This window comes from Acinetobacter lwoffii (genome assembly GCF_024129735.1).
GTDB classification, from domain to species: domain Bacteria; phylum Pseudomonadota; class Gammaproteobacteria; order Pseudomonadales; family Moraxellaceae; genus Acinetobacter; species Acinetobacter lwoffii_H.
Genome location: NZ_JAMXXK010000034.1, coordinates 12,951 through 36,191, shown reverse-complemented (window position 1 = coordinate 36,191; position 23,241 = coordinate 12,951). Strand labels below are relative to the sequence as shown.

The window sequence follows — 23,241 nt, the reverse complement described above, 5'->3', positions numbered from 1 at the left end:
TAAAAGCTTTATTTTCACCCGATAAAATACCCATAAAACAAGAGGAAGCTCAAATGAGCTTCCTCTTGTGAAAAATTGTGGGACAGCAATGGCAGATGCTCCTTTTTTTATTTATGCAGAAAACGCCGGAAGTTTCTTAATATCTTGATACTGACAAATAATGCAGCCAAAGCAAACAGTGCAATTGCAAAGACTGTATATTTGAGGTTGCTAATGTCATTTTGATAAAACTGCTGAATTTCTTGTTTGTTATATTCTAAAGCAGTTGCTTTGCCGGTTCGGCTATCTCTGAACTGGATTTTTTCAATATAGAACAGATTTCCCGCTTTGATTAAGTCAACAGTCTGGATTTGACGGGTATGCGATTGATTGTCTTCATCGCTACATAAAGCGCTGTAATGTTCACAGTTGATTTTGGCCACATAACCATTTCCTGCAATCAGAATAAAAATTGCATTGTCTGGTCGCTGGTTATTGGACACCAATACATACTGTTCGCCGGCTGTACTTTTTAAGGGAATGCTGGTGGCTTGCTGATAATGCTGTTCTGCTTGCAGAATTTCCTGAATTTTAGCAAAGCAGGTAAAACATAAGGACAACGTGATCAGAAAAATCACGCTGGCAAAACAGAGACGAAAAATGGTTTTGACAGTTTGATGCATGGGAGAAAAATTCAAAATAGAATGATGGGAAAGCAAAAGCCGAGTGCTGATCTGTATGTTAAATCATCATTCGAAAATACTGAAAAGAAACTTAACTCAATTCGATAAAAAAGCGGACTAAACTTGTTTTGCCAGAATACCTTGCTATTCAAATCTCTATTTTAACAACGCCTCTCGGCGCATAGTGCTCCATATCGCCCGATTTTAGGAAACCGAATGGGAAATTTCTTTTTTCTTCAGCTACTCACGGTGGTCTTTGCTCTGTCTATTGCCACGACCATGTTTAATAAGCGCGTTTTAGGCTTTCCGCAAGCGATCGGTGTCCCTATTGTCTCTGCAATCTTTGTTTTCATTTTGCAGTGGGGCGCCAGTTTACTGCATGGTAATCCATTCTTTAGCATCAATATTGACAATATCGAGCAGGCTGTTCGTCACGTCGATTTCTATGATTTTCTGATCAATGGTGTGATCTGTTTTATCCTGACTTCATCTGCGCTGAAGTTTAAGGTCTCAGATTTGCGTAACCACTGGCGGCCGATCAGTATTCTGGCCGGTCTGGCTTTAGTATTCTGTGCCGTGTTCTTTGGCGTGGTGTTATATGGTTATCAGTTCCTGATTGGTAAGCATGTTGACTTGCTGGTTTTGCTGTTACTTGGGGCGGCCTTGGGCGCCACAGATCCGATCGGCATCAAAGGTGTATTGAGTTCGGTTCGCGCACCGCATCATTTGATCGTCAAGCTTGAAGGCGAATCACTGTTTAATGATGCAATGTGTATTGCCTTATTTATGACCTTGCTCAATGTCCTGCAAGGTGAAAACTTTACGGTACTGGCAGTGCTGCAAACCTTGCTTTATGAAATTGTCGTGGCGGTGCTGATTGGTCTCGGATTCGGTTTTGCGATCTTGCGGATTTTGCGCGGCAAACATGAAATGGAATCTCTGATTCTGACCACGGCCTTGCTGGCTTGTGGTTCCTATCTGGTGGCTTTGCTGGCACATGCTTCCGCGCCAATTGCCTGTGTGATTGGTGGCTTGATTGTTGGCAATAAATGGAAAGAAATTCTGGCAGATGCCGAAATTGGTGACGTTAATCATTTCTGGCATACGGTTGAGGGAATTATCAATTCATTCCTGTTTACCCTAATCGGTCTGGAATTGTTTATTCTCGACTTGAGCACCAGTCTGGTTCTGGGCGGGATGGTGGCCTTTGTGATTCTGCATTTGGCTCGTTTTGCAGCCAACTATCTGGCCTTTGCCATGTTCCCAAAAGTCAGCAAGAAAAGCTATAACGGTAGTTTGACCATCCTGTCTTGGGGCGGAGTACGTGGCGGGATTTCTTTGGCCTTAATTCTGGCGGTCGCCAATATTCCTCAGCTGGAAGCCTATAGCAGTATTCTGGTGGGCTATACCTTTATTGTGGTGCTATTATCCGGTGTGGTATGTGGCTTGGGTCTGCCTGCGGTGATGAATGCATTTTATTATAATCCCAATGAAGAAACGCAGGGCTTTAAAGGCTGGTATCAACGTATGTGCCACAAGTTGAACCGTAAGGGCTTTCGCTATATTGTCGGGGAAGATGCCAAAGGAAATGAGACCATCACTATCTTTCAGCCAGAGATTCTGATTGATCAGAAAGATGCAGATGGCGTCGCCACGGTGCATCATCCAGATAAGGTTCAGGAAGTAAAACGCTTAGAAAATCCGGATAATTTCTAAAGTTAAAACTTAGAATCTCAATATGCTATGGATTTGTTGTTAGTGAGCTGAGATCGCTTGGGTTAGCGTATTTCATCAGGCTTGATTATTTTCATCTAGCTTTTTGTGGATAGGTTGAGGTGTGATCTTTTATTTAAATGAGCTATTAATGAGATGAAAATGACCCAGACAAGTTCAGCCAATCAGGAAATGACAGAAATGATTTTGGTTGTGGTCAATCAGATTCCATATGCCAAAGTCGCCACCTACGGACAGATTGCCAGACTGGCAGGTTTACCCAAACATGCGCGATTGGTCGGGCGAGTATTAAGTCATCTAGAATCGGACACTAATATTCCCTGGTATCGGGTGATCAATGCCCAAGCGAAAATCAGTCTGAAGCAACTGGACGAACATGGCCAGAATATTCAGCAGCAAAAACTCATGCAGGAAGGAATTTGTTTTAGAGGTGATCGAGTGGATTTAAAACGCTATCAATGGGATGGTCGAGTAGAGATATAAAAATCCCCACTTGGTGAAAAGTGGGGATTTTAAAGATGATTTAGTTGCGAATCACCATTACTGGAATATCCGCTTGGCCGAGAATGCTTTGCGCTACGCTGCCAAGGAACAGTTTTTTGAAGCCAGTACGGCCATGAGAACCAATCACGATCAGGTCAGAATTTAAATCTTTAGCTGCTTTGACAATCTCGCTATAAATTACCTGACCCTCAAGGAGCTGTGTATCCACTTCAACACCGGCACCAGAGAATTTTGCTTTGGCTTCATCCAGCGTTTTTAGGATGGAAGTGCGGGCACGTTCAATCAGGTCATTGGTTTGTGCCGCAGAGATATATTCCGCAGCGATATAAGGGTCCAGCGCCAGCACCTGAACCACTGTGACTTTACTGTTAAATGCTTTGGCAATTTCTACAGCTTTATCCACTGCAGCATACGATGTTTCTGAACCGTCAACAGGTACTAAAATATGTTCAAAAGGCATTAGAATTCTCCTAAGGGGAATTTAGAGTTATAAAATTATGACGCGTTAAACCGGGTACGAATAGTTGTTTATACTTTGATCATAGCCTGTATTGTATAAAAATAAAACCAAGTAAATACATAGGTATAATGTCTAATAGATTAAAGAATCAAGCACCTGTTTAGAGCTATTGAACTGGGTGATTTATTTAGCCTAAGTTAATAATTTATATGTAATTAATGTGATAGCCTAAGACAGTGATTAATCACATCGAATAGAGGTCGGGTCTAATTTTATTTGCGGTGACAGCTGTTCATAGCGATTTAAAATTGTTTGAGTTTCACCTGCATAAATTTTTTGCTGTAGCTGCTGGATTTTATGTTCTGTCACATGTAAACGCACACAATGTAATGCAATCTGATTTTCCCGGGTTACCGCCAGTCGTTGGGTCTGATCATATTCCGGATAGCGCTCGATTTTCTGCTGTGCTCTGCTGAGTTGTGCCAAGGACCGTTTTTGCTGCATGCTCATCAGTTGTTGCTGATTAATCCACTGTGCCACATCACGTCTGACACCATTATAATCTACGAAAATAGGCGAGATGATCTGGCAGGCACTCAGGCTTGAAAGGCTAATGAGTAAAATAAGTATTTTGATTTTATACATTTGGTGAATCCTCGAAGAATTAAAGGGTGCTAGGAATGCGTGAATTACATACTAAAAAAAGCTTTTTTGTTTAAACTTTAAAAGTTTATTCTGTATTTGCATAAAGACTGAACATTTGTGTTTTAAAATGCTTGACGATAGAGGCTGAAATTACGATAATGCGCACACAGTTTACGGCTATGTAGCTCAGTTGGTTAGAGCACCGCACTCATAATGCGGGGGTCACAAGTTCAAGTCTCGTCATAGCCACCATTTTAAAAGACCAAGCTCTCAGCTTGGTCTCTTTTTTTGTCTTTTAAAAAGTACTGAAAACCATAAAAAATATTTGAAGCATCCACTAATTTTTGCAGTTTCAGCAAAACATCATTTTTCCTTCTTAATGTTGGGGCTATTCTTCATTTTACTGCCGCATAAAAAAAAATCGCCCAAGCATTCACTTGGACGATTCTGATTTACATCACTGAAAACAGAATTTAGCTACCTGCTTTCCAGCCATTGACGATTGGATAACGACGCTCACGGCCATAAGAACGTGAACTGATACGTGGCCCAATGGCACCTTGGCGGCGCTTGTACTCATTGATATCAACCAGACGAATCACTTTCTTCACGACTTCAGCATCAAAGCCTTTGGTAATGATATCGTCTTGGCTCATGTCTTCTTCAATATAAGAGTACAAGATCGCATCCAGAATGTCATAGGCCGGCAAAGAGTCTTGATCGACCTGATCTGGACGCAGTTCTGCTGAAGGCGGACGGGTAATTACACGTTCCGGAATCACCGGAGTTTCTGAAATGCTGTTACGATATTTCGCCAGTTCAAACACAATGGTTTTATACACATCTTTCAGAACCGCATAACCACCAACCATGTCGCCATACAGGGTGCAATAACCAACAGCTAGTTCAGATTTATTACCGGTTGCCAGCACCAGATTACCGAATTTATTAGATAAGGCCATCAATAAGGTGCCACGTGAACGTGCTTGCAGGTTTTCCTCGGTGGCATCGACTGGAGCATTACCAAAGAATGGGAACAGCACCTGCATAAAGCCGCTTACTACTGGATTGATTTCGGCAATACCGAAAGTCACGCCCATATTTTTGGCTTGAGCCGCTGCATCTTCGACACTGATTTGTGCAGTATAAGTATACGGCATCATCACGGCTTGAACTTTATCTGCACCAAGCGCATCTACAGCAATCGCCAAGGTCAGGGCAGAGTCAATCCCGCCAGACAGGCCCAGAATCACACCTGGGAAGCCAGAGCGTTGTACATAATCACGTGTGGCCATGACCAGGCTTTGATAAATCTCAGCCATGGTGTCTAAAGCAGGTGCAATTGCGCCTTTGCTGAATTGCAGCTGTTCAGCATTAAACTCTGCAATTGCCAGATTTTCCTGGAAAGTTGGTGCCTGTAAAGCCACCTCGCCAGATTTGTTGAGCACAAAGCTGGTGCCGTCAAAGATCAGATCATCCTGGCCACCGACCTGGTTACAGTACACCAGATTGATATTTAGCTGTTTGACCAAGGCCGCCATGGTTTCAATGCGATGTTGTGGTTTACCCACTTCATATGGCGATGCATTCAGTACCAAAGCTGTGTCGATATTCAATTTTGCCAGTTGCTGAACAGTGGCTAAAGACCAGACATCTTCACAGATCAGTACGCCAAATTTATGTCCAAGATACTCAAAAACCAGATGCTGATGACCTTCGCCAAAATAACGCTTTTCATCAAATACGCCATAGTTTGGCAACACTTGCTTGTTATAAACACCCAGTACTTCGCCATCTTTCATGACAGCAGCCGAGTTATAACGCTGACCATCTTCAGTTTGATTAACAAAACCAAAGACCATGACAATATCTTTTACTTCAGTCAGTTTTTCAAAAGCCGCTTTGGTGCGTTTCACCAGGCTCGGGCGAATTAATAAGTCTTCTGCAGGGTAGCCCAGCGTTGAAAGTTCAGGAAAGATAATCAGATCCGCTTTATCTTTTTTAGCCTGATTGGCCAGATCAATCATTTTTTGCGTATTTGCATCCAGATTGCCCACATGTGGAGAGAATTGAGCAATCGCAATTTTAAAACTTTTCATTCCAAGTAAATCCTATTCCTATAGGTTGATACACTAAATTACTGATTTTTATAGTTCTAATTATTCAGTTGAGTGCACTTCGATATTCATAAAATGCCAAATGGCTTAAATAAAAAAACTTTTTATCGCATGATCATTGAATCTTAATGTGCGATGCAAAATAATCATACCGGCCTATTTTATCGAAATTTTATCGATAAGCTAGAGTTGATTTAGCAGAACAGGCATTGAGTGAAAAAAGTTATTATATAAAATTAGAAAATATGCTGATTTTTTATGCATCTAGGCTTATGTAGATTTAAAGACTGAAATCTAAATTTTGGCTTTTAAAATATGCCTTAGCTATATTGTTTGGAATTAAACTGATTAAATATCATCTGTTTATTTTTGGATTTAAAATAATATTCGGAATTTTTTTTAGAAAAATATCCCGGGCAATATCGCCTTGTTGTTCAATATTGTAGGTTGAAAATGATTTGTTGGGATTAAATTGATATTTGTACGGATTATATTTTCCCAAGCTGAGAAAATAAGCACTTTGTAAAAATGCCCCTTTTAAAAGCACATTGATCTGACATTGGTGTTGATAAATATGCGCCATCTCATGAATAAATAGTGCCTGATAAGATAAACTCTCGCGCGAATAATCTTCCCGATAATTTAAATTGCGTACATGGATGTAGCCACTGGGCGCCATAATGACATGTTTGGATTGCCAAGGCAGGTAGGGGTGATTCATGATTTTAACGCGAGAATAATCGATCAGGTTGCCAAATACTTGTTGGGAAATTTTGATTTCACCAGACGTTAAACTGCGGCACTTAAACTGTTCAAAATGAACCAATCTCAAAATAAAGGGCAGAAAATACAACAGCATTCAATATACGTCCTGTTTTTAGGTGACTTAATCCGTGAATATGATTTTGATATATTCATTTTAAAACGTTTCAGGTCAATTTTTTGTAGGCTTTTGTCAGTGCTAAAAAAACCACCCGGGTGGGTGGTTTTCTTGAGTCTTTCGACGCGGTTCGAATTAACGAACGATATCGCGTTGAACTTCGCCAGTATAAAGCTGACGAGGACGACCGATCTTGTAAGGACCGCTGTGCATTTCTAACCAGTGGCTGATCCAGCCAACAGTACGTGCAAGCGCGAAGATCACAGTAAACATTTCTGTCGGGATACCAATCGCTTTAAGGATGATACCTGAGTAGAAGTCTACGTTAGGGTATAGGTTACGCTTGATGAAGTATTCGTCAGAAAGCGCGATACGTTCAAGTTCCATAGCCAATGCAAGCTGTGGATCATTGATGCCAAGTGCACCAAGAACTTCGTCGCAAGTTTCTTTCATTACTTTCGCACGTGGATCGAAGTTTTTGTAAACTCGGTGACCGAAGCCCATCAGTTTAACTTCTTTAGTTTTCACTTTTTCCATGAAGCCAGCAACGTTTTCTACAGTGCCGATTTCGTCAAGCATCTTAAGAACAGCTTCGTTCGCGCCGCCATGAGCAGGACCCCAAAGTGCAGAGATACCAGCAGCGATACATGCATATGGATTCGCACCAGTAGAACCAGCTAAACGTACGGTAGACGTAGACGCATTTTGTTCGTGGTCAGCATGAAGCGTGAAGATACGGTCCATTGCTTTTGCAAGGATCGGATCAACTTTGTAATCACGATCTGCAGGCGTAGCAAACATCATGTGCAGGAAGTTTTCTGCATAACCAAGGTCGTTACGTGGGTAAACGAATGGTTGGCCGATGGTGTACTTGTAGCTCCAAGCCGCCAGCGTAGGAATCTTCGCGATTAAACGAATCGCAGTGATTTCACGGTGGTTCACATCTTCGATGTCAAGGTTGTTGTGATAGAACGCAGACAACGCACCAACCACACCTACCATGATCGCCATAGGATGCGCATCACGACGGAAACCATTGTAGAAACGGCTAACTTGATCGTGAACCATCGTGTGGTTACGTACTTTAGCGTCAAATTCTTCTTTTTGCTCAGCAGTTGGAAGTTCGCCATTTAACAATAAATAGCAAGTTTCCAGGTAATCAGCTTTAGTCGCCAATTGATCGATTGGGTAGCCGCGGTGTAAGAGTACACCTTTGTTACCATCGATGAACGTGATTTTAGACTCGCACGCAGCTGTCGCCATAAAACCAGGATCAAAAGTAAAGTGACCTGCAGCCAACACATCTTTAACGTCGATTACATCTGGGCCCAATGTGCCGCTGTAAATTGGTAGTTCAATTTCTTTGCCATCAAGCTGTAAAACGGCTTTCTTGCCAGTTGCTTCAGACATTCAATAGATCTCCTGTCCTGGTGAATGTATATCCGCTTTGTCTATCAATCTTTTAATGCACAAAACGGACGGATCAAAAATTTGCTATAAGATTAGTGAGTACTGAAATTTTGTCAATTATACTTATGGATGAAAAATGACGGCCGCACAGCAGTTTAGTCACATTCGCTCAGTATAAAAAGTTCAGTAAAATCACAGCATCAAACCTCTATAATAAGTCAAATTGATGCAGAGGTGCAGAAAAAAATAGACTGCTTGGGGCATTTGTAAGCGTTTTTTCCTAGCAAGAAATGCGGGCGAAAATAGTGAAAGATTAAGGTGAGCATGCTTAAAACTATATAAATCTCATAACTTACATCGTTTTTGCCAAGCTGAATTTAACAGGTAGAATTATAAATAAAAGCAATTAATTGAATTTTGAATATGGTTCAATTGATTAAAAAGTAGCTTAATAAATGGCCAGTTTTGCAGCAAAGGTAAGCAATATAAAAATAAATGAATGATTTTTTGAATCTAAATGCTTCAAATCGATTGAAAAACCCATCATGTGGTGTACTAAGTCGCTATTTAACATCAGGTTATCTGAATCACTGCGCTGCTGATGAATTGGGGCAATTGGTCTGTTAAATCTAGACACTTGATTTAAATCTGAATTAAAAAGAGATTTAAATAATATTTGTGATGGAACTGTGCATCTTTAGTCTAAAACTCAAACATGATCCTGTAGGCTGAAAACCGAGTAAATTAATCATCTTAATTATTTAAAAACAATCATATAGATAGGAATTGAAAGGGTGGAATAATATATAAAGTCTGACTTATTGTTGTTAATGAGTCTTATTTAATGGTTTTTTATCCAAAAAGCCAAATTCAGCCGTTTGTATTTTAATAGTTCACGTTTTATAATTCAGTGTCGTTTTGATTTTAGGCATGTATTTGCCTGAGAATGCCAGCTTTCCTTCGAATTAATTCCAACAAACTCCGGATGGAGTTTTTACTTACAGGATGCCCGCTGTGAAAAGCAACAGACCTGTCAATTTGTCCATGGGTCAAGTTTTAGAAGTAAACTTAAAATCCCCCGTGGCTATTGCATCAATTCTACACCGTCTTTCAGGTGTTATCGTATTCTTACTCGTACCGGTCCTTCTATGGATTTTAGACAAGTCATTGTCTTCGCCTGAAGGTTTTGCGCAAGTTCAAGAAATCTTTAACGGTTTCATTGTTCGCTTTATTGTATGGGTATTTGTCGCCGGCATGATTTTTCACTTTATTGCGGGTGTTAAGCATTTACTTGCTGACATTGGCGTTGCTGAAGAACTAGAAAGTGGCCGTGTTGCATCTACTATCGCATTAATCTTGTCTGCAATCGGTATTGTTGCAGCATTTGTATGGATCGTACTCTAATGAAAAGCGCTACTGGTTTAACAGGTTCAGGTTCTCGCGATTGGTTTCTCCAACGTGTCAGTGCTGTAGTTCTAGCTGTTTATACCGTTGTTGTACTGGGTTGGATTCTACTGAATGGTGGTTTCAACTTTGAACAGTGGTACGGCTTTATGATGACAGTTCCAATGAAGATTATGTCTTTATTGGCGGTCTTATCTCTTGTTGCACACGCATGGATCGGGATGTGGCAGGTATTCACGGATTATGTGACTACTCGTCAAATGGGTCCTTCAGCTTCAGGTTTACGCCTTGTACTGACTTCAGCAGTGATCATTGCTGTACTTGCATATGCAATCTGGGCGATCCAGATTTTTTGGGCGAATTGATAGGAAACAATCATGGGCGCTATAAACCCTAAAGAAGATTACACAAATATTCCGCACGAAACTTTCGATGCTGTCATCGTTGGTGGTGGTGGTTCAGGTATGCGTGCGTCTTACCAACTTGCTCAAGCTGGTTTGAAAGTTGCGGTTCTGACTAAAGTATTCCCAACTCGTTCGCACACTGTTGCAGCGCAGGGTGGTATTGGTGCATCTCTTGGTAACATGCAAGAAGATAACTGGCACTACCACTTCTACGACACAGTTAAAGGTTCGGACTGGTTAGGTGACCAAGACGCAATCGAGTTCATGACTCGTGAAGCGCCTCAAGTGGTTTATGAACTTGAACACCTGGGTATGCCATTTGACCGTAATGCTGACGGTACAATTTACCAACGTCCATTCGGTGGTCACTCAGCAAACTACGGTGAAAAAGCTGTGCCACGTGCATGTGCTGCTGCCGACCGTACCGGTCACGCACTTCTTCACACGCTTTATCAAAGCAACGTGAAAATGGGTACTCAGTTCTTCGTTGAATGGATTGCGCTTGACCTGATCCGTAACGAAAAAGGCGACGTTTTAGGTGTTACAGCAATTGATCAGGAAACTGGTAAAATTGCGGTATTCCAAGCAAAAGCGACTTTGTTTGCTACTGGTGGTGCTGGTCGTGTTTACCGTGCATCTACAAATGCTTATATCAACACTGGTGACGGTCTTGGTATGGCAGCTCGTGCAGGTATTCCATTACAAGATATGGAATTCTGGCAATTCCACCCAACGGGTGTTGCGGGCGCAGGCGTATTGTTAACTGAAGGTTGTCGTGGTGAAGGTGCAATCCTTCGTAACAAAGACGGCGAACCGTTCATGGAACGTTATGCACCAACTTTGAAAGACTTGGCGCCACGTGACTTCGTATCACGTTCTATGGATCAAGAGATCAAAGAAGGTCGTGGTTGTGGTCCTAAAGGCGATTACATCCTGCTTGATATGACGCACCTAGGTGCGGATACGATCATGAAACGTCTTCCATCTGTATTCGAGATTGGCAAGAAATTCGCGAACGTTGACATCACTAAAGAGCCAATTCCTGTAGTACCAACAATCCATTACCAAATGGGTGGTATTCCAACGAATATTCATGGTCAGGTGGTTGTTCCTGAGTCTCCTGAAACTGAAGCGCTTGTTGCTAACTACAACAAAGACACCGACGTTTACTCTACCAATGCTGAAGGTCGTGACTTTGCTAAGCCAGTAAAAGGCTTCTATGCAATCGGTGAATGTTCATGTGTATCTGTACACGGTGCAAACCGTCTAGGTACGAACTCATTGCTTGACTTGGTTGTATTTGGTAAGGCCGCTGGTCAACATATCATTGAATATGTTACTAAACAGCACGATGGTGAATATGAGCCACTTCCAACAACTGTGCTTCAAGAAACTGTTGAACGTATTCGTAAACTTGACGAATCGACTACAGGTGAGAATGCTCAAGACGTTGCTGATGCAATCCGTGACATCGTTCAAGACCACGCTGGTGTATTCCGTACATCTGCGCTTCTAGACGAAGGTGTGAAGCAGATTCTTGCAATTGAACCGCGCGTACGCAATATTCACTTGAAAGACAAATCTAAAGTATTCAACACTGCACGTATTGAAGCACTTGAAGTTGAAAACTTGTATGAAGTTGCGAAAGCAACGCTTATTTCAGCTGCTGCTCGTAAAGAATGCCGTGGTGCACATACGGTTGTAGACTTTGAAGAGTCTCCAGACCATGCTGAATACCCATATGGTCGTCGTGATGATGAGTGGATGAAGCACACTTTATGGTTCTCTGCGGATAACCGTCTAGAGTACAAGCCAGTTCGTTACCGTCCATTGTCGGTTGACGCGATTCCACCTAAACCACGTACATTCTAATCAGGAGAATTCAGATGAGTAGAGGTACTCGTACATTTCATATCTACCGCTACGATCCTGACAAGGATAAAGCACCGTACATGCAAACTTTCAAACTTGAACTGACTGACAAGCACCGTATGTTGCTTGATGCACTTCTTGCATTGAAAGTACAGGACGAAACTTTAACGTTCCGTCGTTCATGTCGTGAAGGTATTTGTGGTTCTGATGGCGTAAACATCAATGGTAAAAACGGTTTGGCGTGTCTTTGGAACCTGAACGACTTACCAAATGAAATTACTGTTCGTCCATTGCCTGGTCTTCCTGTAGTGAAAGACCTAGTGGTTGACATGAACCAGTTCTATGATCAGTACAACAAGATCCATCCATTCTTGATCAACAACCAGCCTGCGCCTCCTAAGGAACGTTTACAGTCTCCTGAAGAGCGTGAGCATCTTGATGGTCTGTATGAGTGTATTCTTTGTGCATGCTGTTCAACTTCATGCCCGTCATTCTGGTGGAACCCGGACAAGTTCTTGGGCCCTTCAGCATTGTTGAACGCTTACCGCTTCATCATTGACTCGCGTGATACTGGAACGCAAGAGCGTTTGGCTCGTCTAGACGACCCGTTCTCATTGTTCCGTTGTAAAGGCATCATGAACTGTGTATCTGTATGTCCTAAAGGCTTGAATCCAACTAAAGCAATCGGTCATATCCGTAATATGCTTTTAGATATGGCAGGCTAATAGGCTGCTCTTTGCGGTTTAGAAAAAAGCACACCTTCAGGTGTGCTTTTTTTATGCAAACTATTGGAAAAATTAGAAAATCATAAGATAAAAATAAAGATATTATACTTAAAATGTATAAAGTTGAGTGAAACAGTCAGGAAAAGGGTAAGGGCTTTGAGCGCCATATAAGAAGAACATGTGATTATTTTGGGTATTTATGATTTTTAGATGTAAAACTGACCTGAAAAATAGCAAGAACGATGTTATTATATAACGGAAATTTAAGGAGGGAGTGGATTGAAAGGTTTGCTCTCTTTTTATTTATCGGAAATGCTTAGGACTTAAGTCTACATTGAATCTATTTTTGAGATAAAGCACCATATATTAGAGTAAAATATCTGAACTGTATTTAGCCAATTTATGGGAGGTATGTGTCAAAAAAATCAATTGAAAAGTTGAGATCATGTTAGCATTTAGCCCATGACTATGTTTAAAAAATGCCACGTCAGGTACATTTTTTAAACACTGCATAATCAGGGACTGGTATATAAAGGTAGACCCGAGTCGCTTTAGAAAAAATCTTTGTTAATGCTTGGTTTTTTCTAAGTCGATTTGCAAAAAATTGCCCGGTTTCGATCGGGTATTCAATGAGTGATGATGCCGCTGAGGGGCGTTATTGTTCATTAAACATATCAAGATTTTCTTGGTGTGGTGATAACGCCTCATGGCTTATGCCTTATGGGGGACTAGTATCATATTACCAATTTGATGCTAATAATCCTGGGTTTTGCTTAAAAAGCATCCTGAAAATGTTTTTGCAATAGGAAATGGGTCCACAAATGCAAGAAGTTGCTGACGCTCTGCGTCTTGACACTGAACTTTCCGCTGATAGTGCAGCGTATATTGAAGAACTTTATGAGCAGTATCTGACTGCTCCAGACTCAGTGGGTGCTGACTGGAGAGCGTACTTCGATAAATTCCCAAAAGGTGATCAACCACACAGTAATGTACGTGAGCAATTCCTACTTTTAGGTCGCAATTCAAGCCGTATTCAGCCTATTGTTCAGTCGACAGTCAGCTCAGAGCATGAACGTCGTCAAATTGGCGTGCTACAGCTGATTGCTGCGTACCGTAACCGTGGCCACCAGAAAGCAAAACTGGATCCATTAGGTTTGGCGAAGCGTGAAGTTGTGCCTGATCTAGATCTTGCTGCGCATGGTTTGACTCAGTCTGACTTAGACACAGTATTCAATACTGGTAACCTGGCGATCGGTAAAGAAGAAGCGACTTTGGCTGAAATGGTTCAGTCAATGGAAGCCACTTACTGTGGTTCAATCGGTGCTGAATACATGCACATCGTGGACACCAAAGAAAAACGTTGGATTCAACAACGTCTAGAAAGTGCACGCGGTCAATATGGCTTCAATGCTGATCAAAAGAAACATGTCCTTGAGCGTTTAACTGCGGCTGAAGGCCTAGAAAAATATCTTGGTAATAAATTCGTTGGTGCCAAACGTTTCGGCGTTGAAGGTGGTGAAGCATTCATCCCGATGGTCAACGAAATTATTCAGCGTGCAGGTTCTGTAGGCTGTAAAGAAGTTGTGATCGGTATGCCTCACCGCGGCCGTTTAAACCTTCTTGTTAACATCATGGGTAAGAACCCGGCTGACCTGTTTGGTGAGTTCGAAGGTAAATCTATTCACAAGAAAGGTTCTGGTGACGTTAAGTATCACCAAGGCTTCTCTTCAAACGTGATGACTCCAGGTGGCGAAGTTCACTTGGCATTGGCGTTTAACCCGTCACACCTTGAAATCGTTGGCCCTGTGGTTGAAGGTTCAGTACGTGCACGTCAAGTACGTCGTAAAGACATTGGCGGCGATGACGTATTGCCACTAATCGTACACGGTGATGCTGCATTTGCAGGTCAGGGCGTTAACCAGGAAACTTTCCAGATGTCACAAACTCGCGGTTATACCGTGGGTGGTACAGTGCACATTGTAATTAACAACCAGGTTGGTTTCACGACGTCTGATCCACGTGACGCACGTTCTACAGAATACTGTACTGACATCGCAAAAATGATTCAGGCACCGATCTTCCATGTGAATGGTGATGATCCTGAAGCTGTGGTGTTCATTTCACAATTGGCACATGACTTCCGTCATACCTTCCGTAAAGACGTTGTGATTGACATGTTCTGCTACCGTCGTCGTGGTCATAACGAAGCGGATGAGCCAGCTGCAACTCAACCAATGATGTATCAAGTGATTAACAAGAAAGCGACTACGCGTACGCTTTATGCGGATCAACTGGTACAACAGGGTGTTCTTGATCGCGCAAGTGCAGATCAAATGGTTGAAAACTACCGTGCAGACCTGGAAGCGGGTAATCACGTTGCCAATGCACTGGTACTTGAACCGAACAAAAAAATGTTTGTGGACTGGACGCCTTACCTAGGTCATGAGTACACAGACGACTGGGATACAACTTTCCCAATCGAACGTTTGAAAGAGCTTGGCACGAAAATGCGTGAGCTTCCTGAAGGCTTCGTGATGCAGCGTCAAGTTGCAAAAGTGATCGACGATCGTCTGAAAATGCAAACGGGCGAAATGCCACTGAACTGGGGTGCTGCTGAAACTCTGGCGTATGCAACTGTACTAGATGATGGTTACTTGCTTCGTTTAACGGGTGAAGACGTAGGTCGTGGTACTTTCTCACACCGTCATGCAAAACTGCATAACCAGGTAGATGGCTCAACTTATCTTCCGCTGTGTAACCTGAAAGAAAACCAGCCGCGTACTGCAATCTATGACTCTTTATTGTCAGAGATGGCTGTATTGGCATTTGAATATGGTTATGCGACGACTCTTCCTAAGAGTTTGATCATCTGGGAAGCGCAATTCGGTGACTTCGCAAACTGTGCACAGGTTGTCATTGACCAGTTCATCTCATCTGGTGAAACCAAATGGGAGCGTGTATGTGGCTTAACTATGCTTCTTCCACACGGTTTTGAAGGTCAAGGTCCAGAGCATTCATCTGCACGTTTGGAACGTTTCTTGCAGCTATGTGCTGAAGACAACATGCAAGTCATCACACCGACCACGCCTGCGCAGATTTTCCACGCATTACGTCGTCAAGCGATTCGTCCAATCCGTAAGCCATTGATTGTTACTTCGCCGAAATCTTTACTTCGTCACAAGCTTGCTGTATCTAGCCTTGAAGAGCTTGCAAACGGTACATTCCAAACCGTGATTGATGAAGTAGACAACATCAACAAGTCAGATGTAACCCGTCTGGTACTGTGTGGTGGTAAGGTGTATTACGACCTAGTTGAAAAACGTCGTGAAAAAGAATTGAACAACACTGCAATTGTACGTATTGAACAATTATATCCATACCCAGAAAAACGCCTGGCAGAAGTGCTTGCGCAATATCCAAACGTTAAAGAACTTGTTTGGGCGCAAGAAGAACCGAAGAACCAAGGCGCTTGGTTGTTCATCGCACCGCGTCTATATGACGACGTGATGAAAGCGGGTAAACAAGTACGTATTAGCTATGCAGGCCGTGAAGCTTCTGCTGCACCGGCATGTGGTTCACCATATTTGCATGCAAAACAACAAGCTCAGCTCATCAACGACGCGCTTGCGATCGACGCTGAATAATCCAGGAGATTCTAAGTAATGGCAACCGAAATTAAAGCACCGGTATTCCCAGAGTCAGTTGCGGACGGTACGATCGCAACTTGGCACAAACAACCAGGTGAAGCAGTGTCACGTGATGAAGTGATCTGCGATATTGAGACTGATAAAGTTGTTTTAGAAGTTGTTGCTCCTGCAGACGGTACACTTGCATCTATTATTAAAGGTGAAGGCGATACTGTTCTTTCAGCTGAAGTCATTGCACAGTTTGAAGAAGGTGCTGTTTCTGGCGCTACGCAAACTCAAGCAGTTCAGTCTGAAGAGAAAGTTGAACAAGCTGCTGCGCAAACTGAAGCGGGTAATGCACCGATCGTTGAACGTCAACAAGTACAGGATCAGGCTCCAGCAGTGCGTAAAGCATTGACTGAATCTGGTGTTGCAGCAGCTGATGTTGCAGGTACAGGCCGTGGCGGTCGCATCACGAAAGAAGATGTGGCAAATCATCAGGCGAAACCGGCAGCACCTGCAGCGCAACCATTAAGCGTTGCAGTGGGCGAGCGTATCGAAAAACGTGTTCCTATGACTCGTCTTCGTAAGCGTGTTGCTGAACGTTTACTTGCAGCGACTCAAGAAACTGCAATGTTGACGACGTTCAACGAAGTGAACATGAAACCAATCATGGAAATGCGTGCTCAATACAAAGATGCATTCGAGAAGCGTCACGGTGCGCGTCTTGGCTTCATGTCATTCTTCGTTAAAGCAGCAACTGAAGCACTTAAACGCTATCCAGCGGTAAATGCTTCAATTGATGGCGATGACATCGTGTATCACGGTTACTACGACATTGGTGTTGCAGTTTCATCTGAGCGTGGTCTAGTGGTTCCTGTACTTCGTGATACAGACCGCATGAACTATGCTGAAGTTGAAAACGGCATCCGTGCATATGCTGGCAAGGCACGTGACGGTAAACTGGGTATCGAAGATATGACTGGCGGTACATTCACTATTACTAATGGTGGTACTTTCGGTTCATTGCTTTCTACACCAATTCTAAATACACCACAAACTGCGATTCTGGGTATGCATAAAATCCAGGAACGTCCGATGGCGGTGAATGGTCAAGTAGAAATCTTGCCAATGATGTACCTTGCACTGTCTTATGACCACCGTTTAATCGATGGTAAAGAAGCAGTCGGTTTCCTTGTAACAATCAAAGAATTGTTAGAAGAGCCAGCGCGTCTGATCCTTGATCTGTAATTTATTCATTAAAAATCTCCCCTAACCCCTCTTTAAAAAGAGGGGAAGATCCCTCTTTGGAAAAGGGGGATTAATAAGGGGGATTAGTTGGAGATAAACATGTCTCAATTCGATTTAGTCGTAATTGGTGGTGGCCCGGGCGGCTACGAAGCAGCAATTCGTGCAGCTCAACTTGGTTTTAAAGTTGCGTGTATCGAAAAACGTATTCATAAAGGTAAACCATCTTTAGGTGGTACTTGCTTAAACGTCGGTTGTATCCCGTCTAAAGCTTTACTTGATTCTTCACATCGTTATGAAGATACAGTTCAACATCTAGATGACCATGGTATTACGACTGGTGAAGTTAAATTCGATCTTTCTAAAATGCTGGCTCGTAAAGACAAAGTTGTAGATCAATTGACTGGCGGTATCGATCAGTTACTTAAAGGTAATGGCATCGAGTGGTTAAAAGGTACGGGTAAACTGCTTGCAGGTAAAAAAGTAGAATTTGTTTCTCACGAAGGTGAAACTCAAGTTTTAGAGCCTAAATATGTGATTCTTGCGACGGGTTCTGTACCAGTAAATATTCCAGTGGCTCCTGTAGATCAAGACTTAATTGTTGATTCTACTGGCGCGCTTGAATTCCCAGAAGTACCTAAGCGTTTAGGTGTAATTGGTGCGGGCGTGATCGGTCTTGAGCTTGGTTCTGTATGGCGTCGTCTTGGTGCTGAAGTTGTTGTATTTGAAGCAATGGATGCATTCTTACCAATGGCTGATAAAGCATTGGCAAAAGACTTCCAAAAACTGTTGACTAAGCAAGGTATGGATATCCGTATCGGTGCAAAAGTTGCAGGTACTGAAATCAATGGTCGTGAAGTAACGGTTAAATATAACCAAGCTGGTGAAGACAAAACTGAAACTTTCGATAAATTGATCGTTTGTGTCGGTCGTCGCGCATATGCTGAAGGTTTATTGGCTGATGATTCAGGCATTAAATTGACTGAACGCGGTTTGGTTGAAGTCAACGATTGGTGTGCAACTTCAGTTGAAGGCGTATACGCAATTGGTGACTTGGTACGTGGTCCAATGCTTGCGCATAAAGCAATGGAAGAAGGCGTAATGGCGGTTGAGCGTATTCACGGTCATGCTGCACAAGTGAACTATGACACCATTATTTCTGTAATTTACACACATCCGGAAGCGGCGTGGGTAGGTTTAACAGAACAGCAAGCGACTGAAAAAGGTCACGAAGTTAAAACGGGTCAATTCGGTTTTGCTGTGAACGGTCGTGCTTTAGCTGCGGGTGAAGGTGCCGGTTTCGTGAAGTTTGTTGCTGATGCAAAAACGGATCGTTTACTCGGTATGCACGTGATTGGACCTGCTGCGTCTGATATCGTTCACCAAGGTATGATCGCGCTTGAGTTTGTATCTTCAGTTGAAGATCTTCAGTTGATGACTTTCGGTCACCCGACATTCTCTGAAGTGGTACATGAAGCTGCACTTGCAGTTGATGGGCGTGCAATTCACGCGATCCAACGTAAGCGTAAGTAATTCGAAAAAAGAGCGACTTAGGTCGCTCTTTTTACATTTCATGGTTGTTTTTATTGGAACAATCATCTAAAAATAAAGATAACGATTTTAAGAAATGCTGGTACTGCTTTGACGGACGTCTGGGTGCTAGTGGGTTATAACAAGGCAAAGAAGTAATAAAAGGTTATTCAATGAATTTACATGAGTATCAAGCAAAAGCGCTATTAAAAAAATATGGTATGCCTGTACAGGAAGGGATACTTGCCACCAATGCCGATGAAACGGTGCATGCTTTCGAGCAGTTGGGTGGAAAGTTTGCAGTATTGAAAGCACAGGTGCATGCGGGTGGCCGAGGTAAGGCTGGTGGGGTAAAAGTAGTGAAATCGGCTACTGAGGCTGCTGAATATGCCAACCAGATTATTGGTTCACGCTTGGTGACTTATCAGACTGATGTCAATGGTCAGCCGGTCAATAGCATTTTAGTTTCTGAGGATGTTTATCCGGTTGAGCGCGAGCTGTACTTGGGCGCTGTGGTGGATCGCTCGACTCGCCGCATCACTTTTATGGCATCGACTGAAGGCGGTGTTGAAATTGAGAAAGTGGCCGAAGAAACCCCTGAAAAAATTATTAAAGTTGAGGTTGATCCTTTAGTTGGTCTAATGCCATTTCAGGCGCGTGAAGTTGCTTTTGCACTTAAACTCAAAGATGGACAAATCAATCAATTTGTTAAAGTCATGACGGCTGCCTATCAGGCATTTGTAGACAATGATTTTGCACTTTTCGAAATCAATCCGCTGTCTGTGCGTGAAAACGGCGACATTCTGTGTGTCGATGCCAAAATCGGAATTGATTCGAATGCACTGTACCGTTTGCCTGAAGTGGCTGCTTTGCGTGATAAGTCTCAAGAAAATGAACGTGAGTTAAAAGCCTCTGAGTTTGATCTAAACTATGTGGCACTTGAGGGTAACATTGGTTGTATGGTCAATGGTGCCGGTCTTGCCATGGCAACCATGGATATTATTAAGCTGTATGGCGGTCAACCAGCCAACTTCCTGGATGTGGGTGGTGGTGCGACCAAGGAGCGTGTGATTGAAGCCTTTAAAATTATCTTGGCAGATCACTCTGTCCAGGGTGTATTGATTAATATTTTTGGTGGAATTGTACGTTGTGACATGATTGCTGAAGCAATTATTGCAGCGGTTCAGGAAGTAAATGTGACAGTTCCTGTGGTTGTTCGCCTCGAAGGCAACAATGCGGAACTGGGTGCAAAATTACTGGATGAATCAGGTTTGAAATTGATTTCTGCACATGGTCTTGCTGACGCTGCAGAAAAAATCGTTGCTGCTGTAAAAGCTTAAGGAGTATCTAACATGAGCGTATTAGTTAATAAAGACACTAAAGTATTGGTACAGGGCTTTACAGGCAAAAACGGTACATTCCATTCTGAACAGGCTTTAGCCTACGGCACTAAAGTCGTGGGTGGTGTAACCCCGGGTAAAGGTGGTCAAACCCATTTAGAATTGCCTGTATTTAATACCATGCGTGAAGCAGTGAAAGAAACAGGTGCAGATGCTTCAGTGATTTATGTTCCGGCACCCTTTGTACTGGACTCTATTGTTGAAGCGGTTGATTCTGGCATTGAGTTAATTGTGGTGATCACTGAAGGTGTACCGACCATCGACATGCTTAAAGCCAAGCGTTATCTGGAAACCAATGGTAATGGCACACGTCTCATCGGACCAAACTGTCCGGGTATTATTACGCCAGGTGAATGTAAGATCGGGATCATGCCGGGACATATTCATCAGCCGGGTAAAATCGGGATTATCTCGCGTTCAGGCACATTGACTTATGAGGCTGTGGCGCAAACTACAAAACTCGGTTTAGGTCAGTCGACCTGTATCGGGATTGGTGGTGACCCGATTCCGGGCATGAACCAGATTGACTGCTTGAAACTGTTCCAGGAAGATCCACAAACTGAAGCTATCATTATGATTGGTGAGATTGGCGGTACTGCGGAAGAAGAAGCTGCGGAATATATTCAATCGAATGTGACTAAGCCAGTTGTTGGTTATATTGCGGGTGTGACTGCACCTAAAGGCAAACGTATGGGTCACGCAGGTGCGATTATTTCAGGTGGTAAGGGCACAGCAGAAGAAAAGTTTGCTGCCTTTGAGCGTGCGGGTATGGCGTATACACGTAGTCCAGCCGAACTTGGTTCAACCATGCTGCAAGTATTAAAAGATAAAGGTTTAGTTTGATATTCACATTAGACCTTTAATAAAAAAGCTCCCAGATGGGAGCTTTTTTATATCTCAGTCTATTTTTAAGTTTTAGCTTTAAGGCTTTGGGTCATCCCATTAATATCTCCACCCTGAATACCGAGCTCACTCATCAGGCTGTCAATGAGCGGTGCCTGGCTACGATAACGCAGGGCGCTATTCACCACCTGATCTGAAAGAGCAACATTACTATTCTCATGATGGGCATCTGCCTGACAGGCACCGGCATGACCGCCATGTAGGCCATTCACCTGGAGAATCTTGATATCATCAATATTCTCCATTGGCTTGACACTTTCTCTGATAATTTCAGGCAAGTATTTCAGCATGGCCAGACGAATCTGCATTTCGACCTGTTCAGGTGACAGGACGTTATTGGCTTCATTGACCGCACGTGTACCTTCAGCATCCACCTGATACTGTTTCTCCATTGCCTGAGCCAATAGAATTTTCGCATCCGCTTCGCCCTTGGCTTTAAGGCGGACTTTTTCTGCTTCCGCCTCAGCCGCAATCCGCACTGCTTCTGCATCATCTGCTGCCGCTTGTTTGCCAGCTTCAGCGGCAACTGTAATGGCAATTGCATCTTTTTCAGCATGTTCTTTGGCTGCGACCAGCTCAACTGCCTTTTGACGCTCTGCTTGCTGGATTTGACGTACGGTGATGACTTCTTCTTCCGCTTTTACCGCTTGTGCACGCGCCTGATCGGCTTGGGCTTTAGCTTCAGATTCAGCACGTGATTTTTCCGCAATGGCAATGGCGCGGTCCTGTTCAGCGAGTTCAATGGTTTTCTTTTGCTCGACCTGTGCTTTTTGAATCAGCTGAGCCTTTTGAATATTTTCATTTTCGACATCACGGGCGGCCAAAATACGCTTGAGTTCGACTTCTCGTTCAGCGGCAATTTGTGCTTCTTCTGCTTCACGTTTTTTGCCGGCTTCCTGAGCGGCAATTTCAGCCAGCTGTTCAGCACGGCGAATGGCAATTTCACGTTCTTGTTGCAGCTTGGCATATTCTTCTTCACGAATAATTTGCAGGCGCGCCTGTTCAGCTTCCAGATTTTTGGTTTTGATCGCCAGATCGGTATCCTGTTCAATGTGGTTACGCTTGCGGCGACGATCTTCAATGGTTTCAGTGAGCTTGGTCAGACCTTCAGCATCAAATGCATTTTGCGGGTTGAAGTATTTAAATCCGGTCTGATCCAGTCCGGTTAGGGAAACCGTTTCAAGCTCCAGACCATTTTTATGTAAATCTTCCGAAACGACTTGCTGTACTTTTTGTACGAAATCGACGCGTTTTTCATGCAGTTCTTCCATGGCCATTTCTGCAGCCACTGCGCGTAGTGAATCAACGAACTTACCTTCCACCAGATTTTTTAGTTCATTCGGTGACATGGTTTTTTGACCAAGGGTTTGTGCTGCGGTGGCAATTGAATCTGCTGTAGGTTTGACTCGGACATAGAATTCGGCCATGACATCGACCCGCATCCGGTCACGGGTAATCAGTGCCTGATCATCAGCACGGCGGACTTCAAGGCGTAGGGTGTTCATATTTACCGGAATAATTTCATGTAACACCGGAAGCACGATTGCGCCTCCACCTAAAATCACTTTTTCTCCACCCCAACCGGTACGCACAAAGGAAATTTCTTTGCTTGAACGACGGTATAAGCGTGCAATGATGAGACCGAAGGTCACCAGTGCCACAAGAATAATTCCCGCAATAATTAAAATATTATATAAATCAAATGTTAACATTGTTA

The 23,241-nt window shown here is 43.0% G+C and carries 18 protein-coding genes and 1 tRNA gene; 12 read left to right on the top strand and 7 right to left on the bottom strand.

The window, feature by feature from the left end; all coding sequences use genetic code 11:
- Nucleotides 1-107 precede the first annotated feature (107 nt).
- On the bottom strand, nucleotides 108-662 hold the full coding sequence (locus NI469_RS10660; RefSeq protein WP_005246964.1) for a hypothetical protein: 555 nt from the start codon (nucleotides 660-662) through the stop codon (nucleotides 108-110).
- Nucleotides 663-878: 216 nt separating this feature from the next.
- On the opposite strand from NI469_RS10660, the gene NI469_RS10655 reads away from it, so the two are divergent.
- Entirely contained in the window at nucleotides 879-2,378 is a 1,500-nt protein-coding gene (locus tag NI469_RS10655; RefSeq protein ID WP_004279423.1) for a cation:proton antiporter, read from the top strand.
- A 159-nt stretch (nucleotides 2,379-2,537) separates the two neighbouring features.
- Nucleotides 2,538-2,879, top strand: a complete 342-nt coding sequence (locus NI469_RS10650) for an MGMT family protein (RefSeq protein WP_004279424.1) — start codon at nucleotides 2,538-2,540, stop codon at nucleotides 2,877-2,879.
- A 40-nt stretch (nucleotides 2,880-2,919) separates the two neighbouring features.
- On the opposite strand, the gene NI469_RS10645 is transcribed toward NI469_RS10650, so the two are convergent.
- Both NI469_RS10645 and NI469_RS10640 read right to left on the bottom strand, forming a co-directional pair.
- A complete protein-coding gene (locus tag NI469_RS10645) occupies nucleotides 2,920-3,360 on the bottom strand; it encodes a universal stress protein (protein WP_004279425.1) in 441 nt (146 codons plus the stop codon).
- Between the two features lie 240 nt (nucleotides 3,361-3,600).
- Nucleotides 3,601-4,005, bottom strand: coding sequence for a hypothetical protein (locus NI469_RS10640; RefSeq protein ID WP_004279426.1), 405 nt, complete (start codon nucleotides 4,003-4,005; stop codon nucleotides 3,601-3,603).
- A 175-nt stretch (nucleotides 4,006-4,180) separates the two neighbouring features.
- On the opposite strand from NI469_RS10640, the gene NI469_RS10635 reads away from it, so the two are divergent.
- Nucleotides 4,181-4,257: transfer RNA gene (locus tag NI469_RS10635), tRNA-Met, on the top strand.
- A gap of 221 nt (nucleotides 4,258-4,478) precedes the next feature.
- Here NI469_RS10635 and NI469_RS10630 read toward each other — a convergent pair.
- The 3 genes from NI469_RS10630 to gltA all read right to left on the bottom strand — a co-directional run bounded on the left by NI469_RS10630 (nucleotide 4,479) and on the right by gltA (nucleotide 8,412).
- On the bottom strand, nucleotides 4,479-6,104 hold the full coding sequence (locus NI469_RS10630; protein WP_005262357.1) for an NAD+ synthase: 1,626 nt from the start codon (nucleotides 6,102-6,104) through the stop codon (nucleotides 4,479-4,481).
- Nucleotides 6,105-6,477: 373 nt separating this feature from the next.
- Nucleotides 6,478-6,981: a hypothetical protein gene (locus tag NI469_RS10625; RefSeq protein WP_005107522.1), complete on the bottom strand. Its 504-nt coding sequence runs from the start codon at nucleotides 6,979-6,981 to the stop codon at nucleotides 6,478-6,480.
- Between the two features lie 156 nt (nucleotides 6,982-7,137).
- Nucleotides 7,138-8,412, bottom strand: coding sequence for a citrate synthase (gene gltA, locus NI469_RS10620; protein WP_004279429.1), 1,275 nt, complete (start codon nucleotides 8,410-8,412; stop codon nucleotides 7,138-7,140).
- A 1,005-nt stretch (nucleotides 8,413-9,417) separates the two neighbouring features.
- Between gltA and sdhC the strand changes: the two genes are divergently transcribed.
- From sdhC to sucD, 9 genes are all read left to right on the top strand, one after another.
- Nucleotides 9,418-9,816 (top strand): succinate dehydrogenase, cytochrome b556 subunit, encoded by a 399-nt coding sequence (sdhC, locus tag NI469_RS10615; protein WP_004279430.1) that lies wholly within the window; start codon nucleotides 9,418-9,420, stop codon nucleotides 9,814-9,816.
- Entirely contained in the window at nucleotides 9,816-10,181 is a 366-nt protein-coding gene (sdhD, locus tag NI469_RS10610; protein ID WP_004279431.1) for a succinate dehydrogenase, hydrophobic membrane anchor protein, read from the top strand. The genes sdhC and sdhD overlap by 1 nt, the downstream gene beginning before the upstream one ends.
- 12 nt (nucleotides 10,182-10,193) lie before the next feature.
- Nucleotides 10,194-12,092 carry an FAD-binding protein gene (locus NI469_RS10605; protein ID WP_004279432.1) on the top strand — a complete coding sequence of 633 codons (1,899 nt, stop codon included), beginning with the start codon at nucleotides 10,194-10,196 and terminating at the stop codon, nucleotides 12,090-12,092.
- A 14-nt stretch (nucleotides 12,093-12,106) separates the two neighbouring features.
- A complete protein-coding gene (locus NI469_RS10600; protein WP_004279433.1) occupies nucleotides 12,107-12,817 on the top strand; it encodes a succinate dehydrogenase iron-sulfur subunit in 711 nt (236 codons plus the stop codon).
- Between the two features lie 821 nt (nucleotides 12,818-13,638).
- Complete coding sequence (locus NI469_RS10595) at nucleotides 13,639-16,461, top strand: 2-oxoglutarate dehydrogenase E1 component (protein WP_005262356.1); 2,823 nt, start codon at nucleotides 13,639-13,641, stop codon at nucleotides 16,459-16,461.
- Nucleotides 16,462-16,479: 18 nt separating this feature from the next.
- Nucleotides 16,480-17,694: a 2-oxoglutarate dehydrogenase complex dihydrolipoyllysine-residue succinyltransferase gene (gene odhB / locus NI469_RS10590; RefSeq protein ID WP_004279435.1), complete on the top strand. Its 1,215-nt coding sequence runs from the start codon at nucleotides 16,480-16,482 to the stop codon at nucleotides 17,692-17,694.
- Between the two features lie 99 nt (nucleotides 17,695-17,793).
- Nucleotides 17,794-19,224, top strand: coding sequence for a dihydrolipoyl dehydrogenase (lpdA, locus tag NI469_RS10585; RefSeq protein ID WP_004279436.1), 1,431 nt, complete (start codon nucleotides 17,794-17,796; stop codon nucleotides 19,222-19,224).
- 170 nt (nucleotides 19,225-19,394) lie between these two features.
- The gene (sucC, locus tag NI469_RS10580; protein ID WP_004279437.1) at nucleotides 19,395-20,561 is read left to right on the top strand and encodes an ADP-forming succinate--CoA ligase subunit beta; all 1,167 of its coding nucleotides are present in this window, start codon (nucleotides 19,395-19,397) and stop codon (nucleotides 20,559-20,561) included.
- Nucleotides 20,562-20,573: 12 nt separating this feature from the next.
- Nucleotides 20,574-21,464: a succinate--CoA ligase subunit alpha gene (sucD, locus tag NI469_RS10575; protein WP_004646291.1), complete on the top strand. Its 891-nt coding sequence runs from the start codon at nucleotides 20,574-20,576 to the stop codon at nucleotides 21,462-21,464.
- Nucleotides 21,465-21,529: 65 nt separating this feature from the next.
- Here sucD and NI469_RS10570 read toward each other — a convergent pair whose 3' ends face one another.
- Nucleotides 21,530-23,236, bottom strand: a complete 1,707-nt coding sequence (locus NI469_RS10570; protein ID WP_253175140.1) for a flotillin family protein — start codon at nucleotides 23,234-23,236, stop codon at nucleotides 21,530-21,532.
- Nucleotides 23,237-23,241 lie beyond the last annotated feature (5 nt).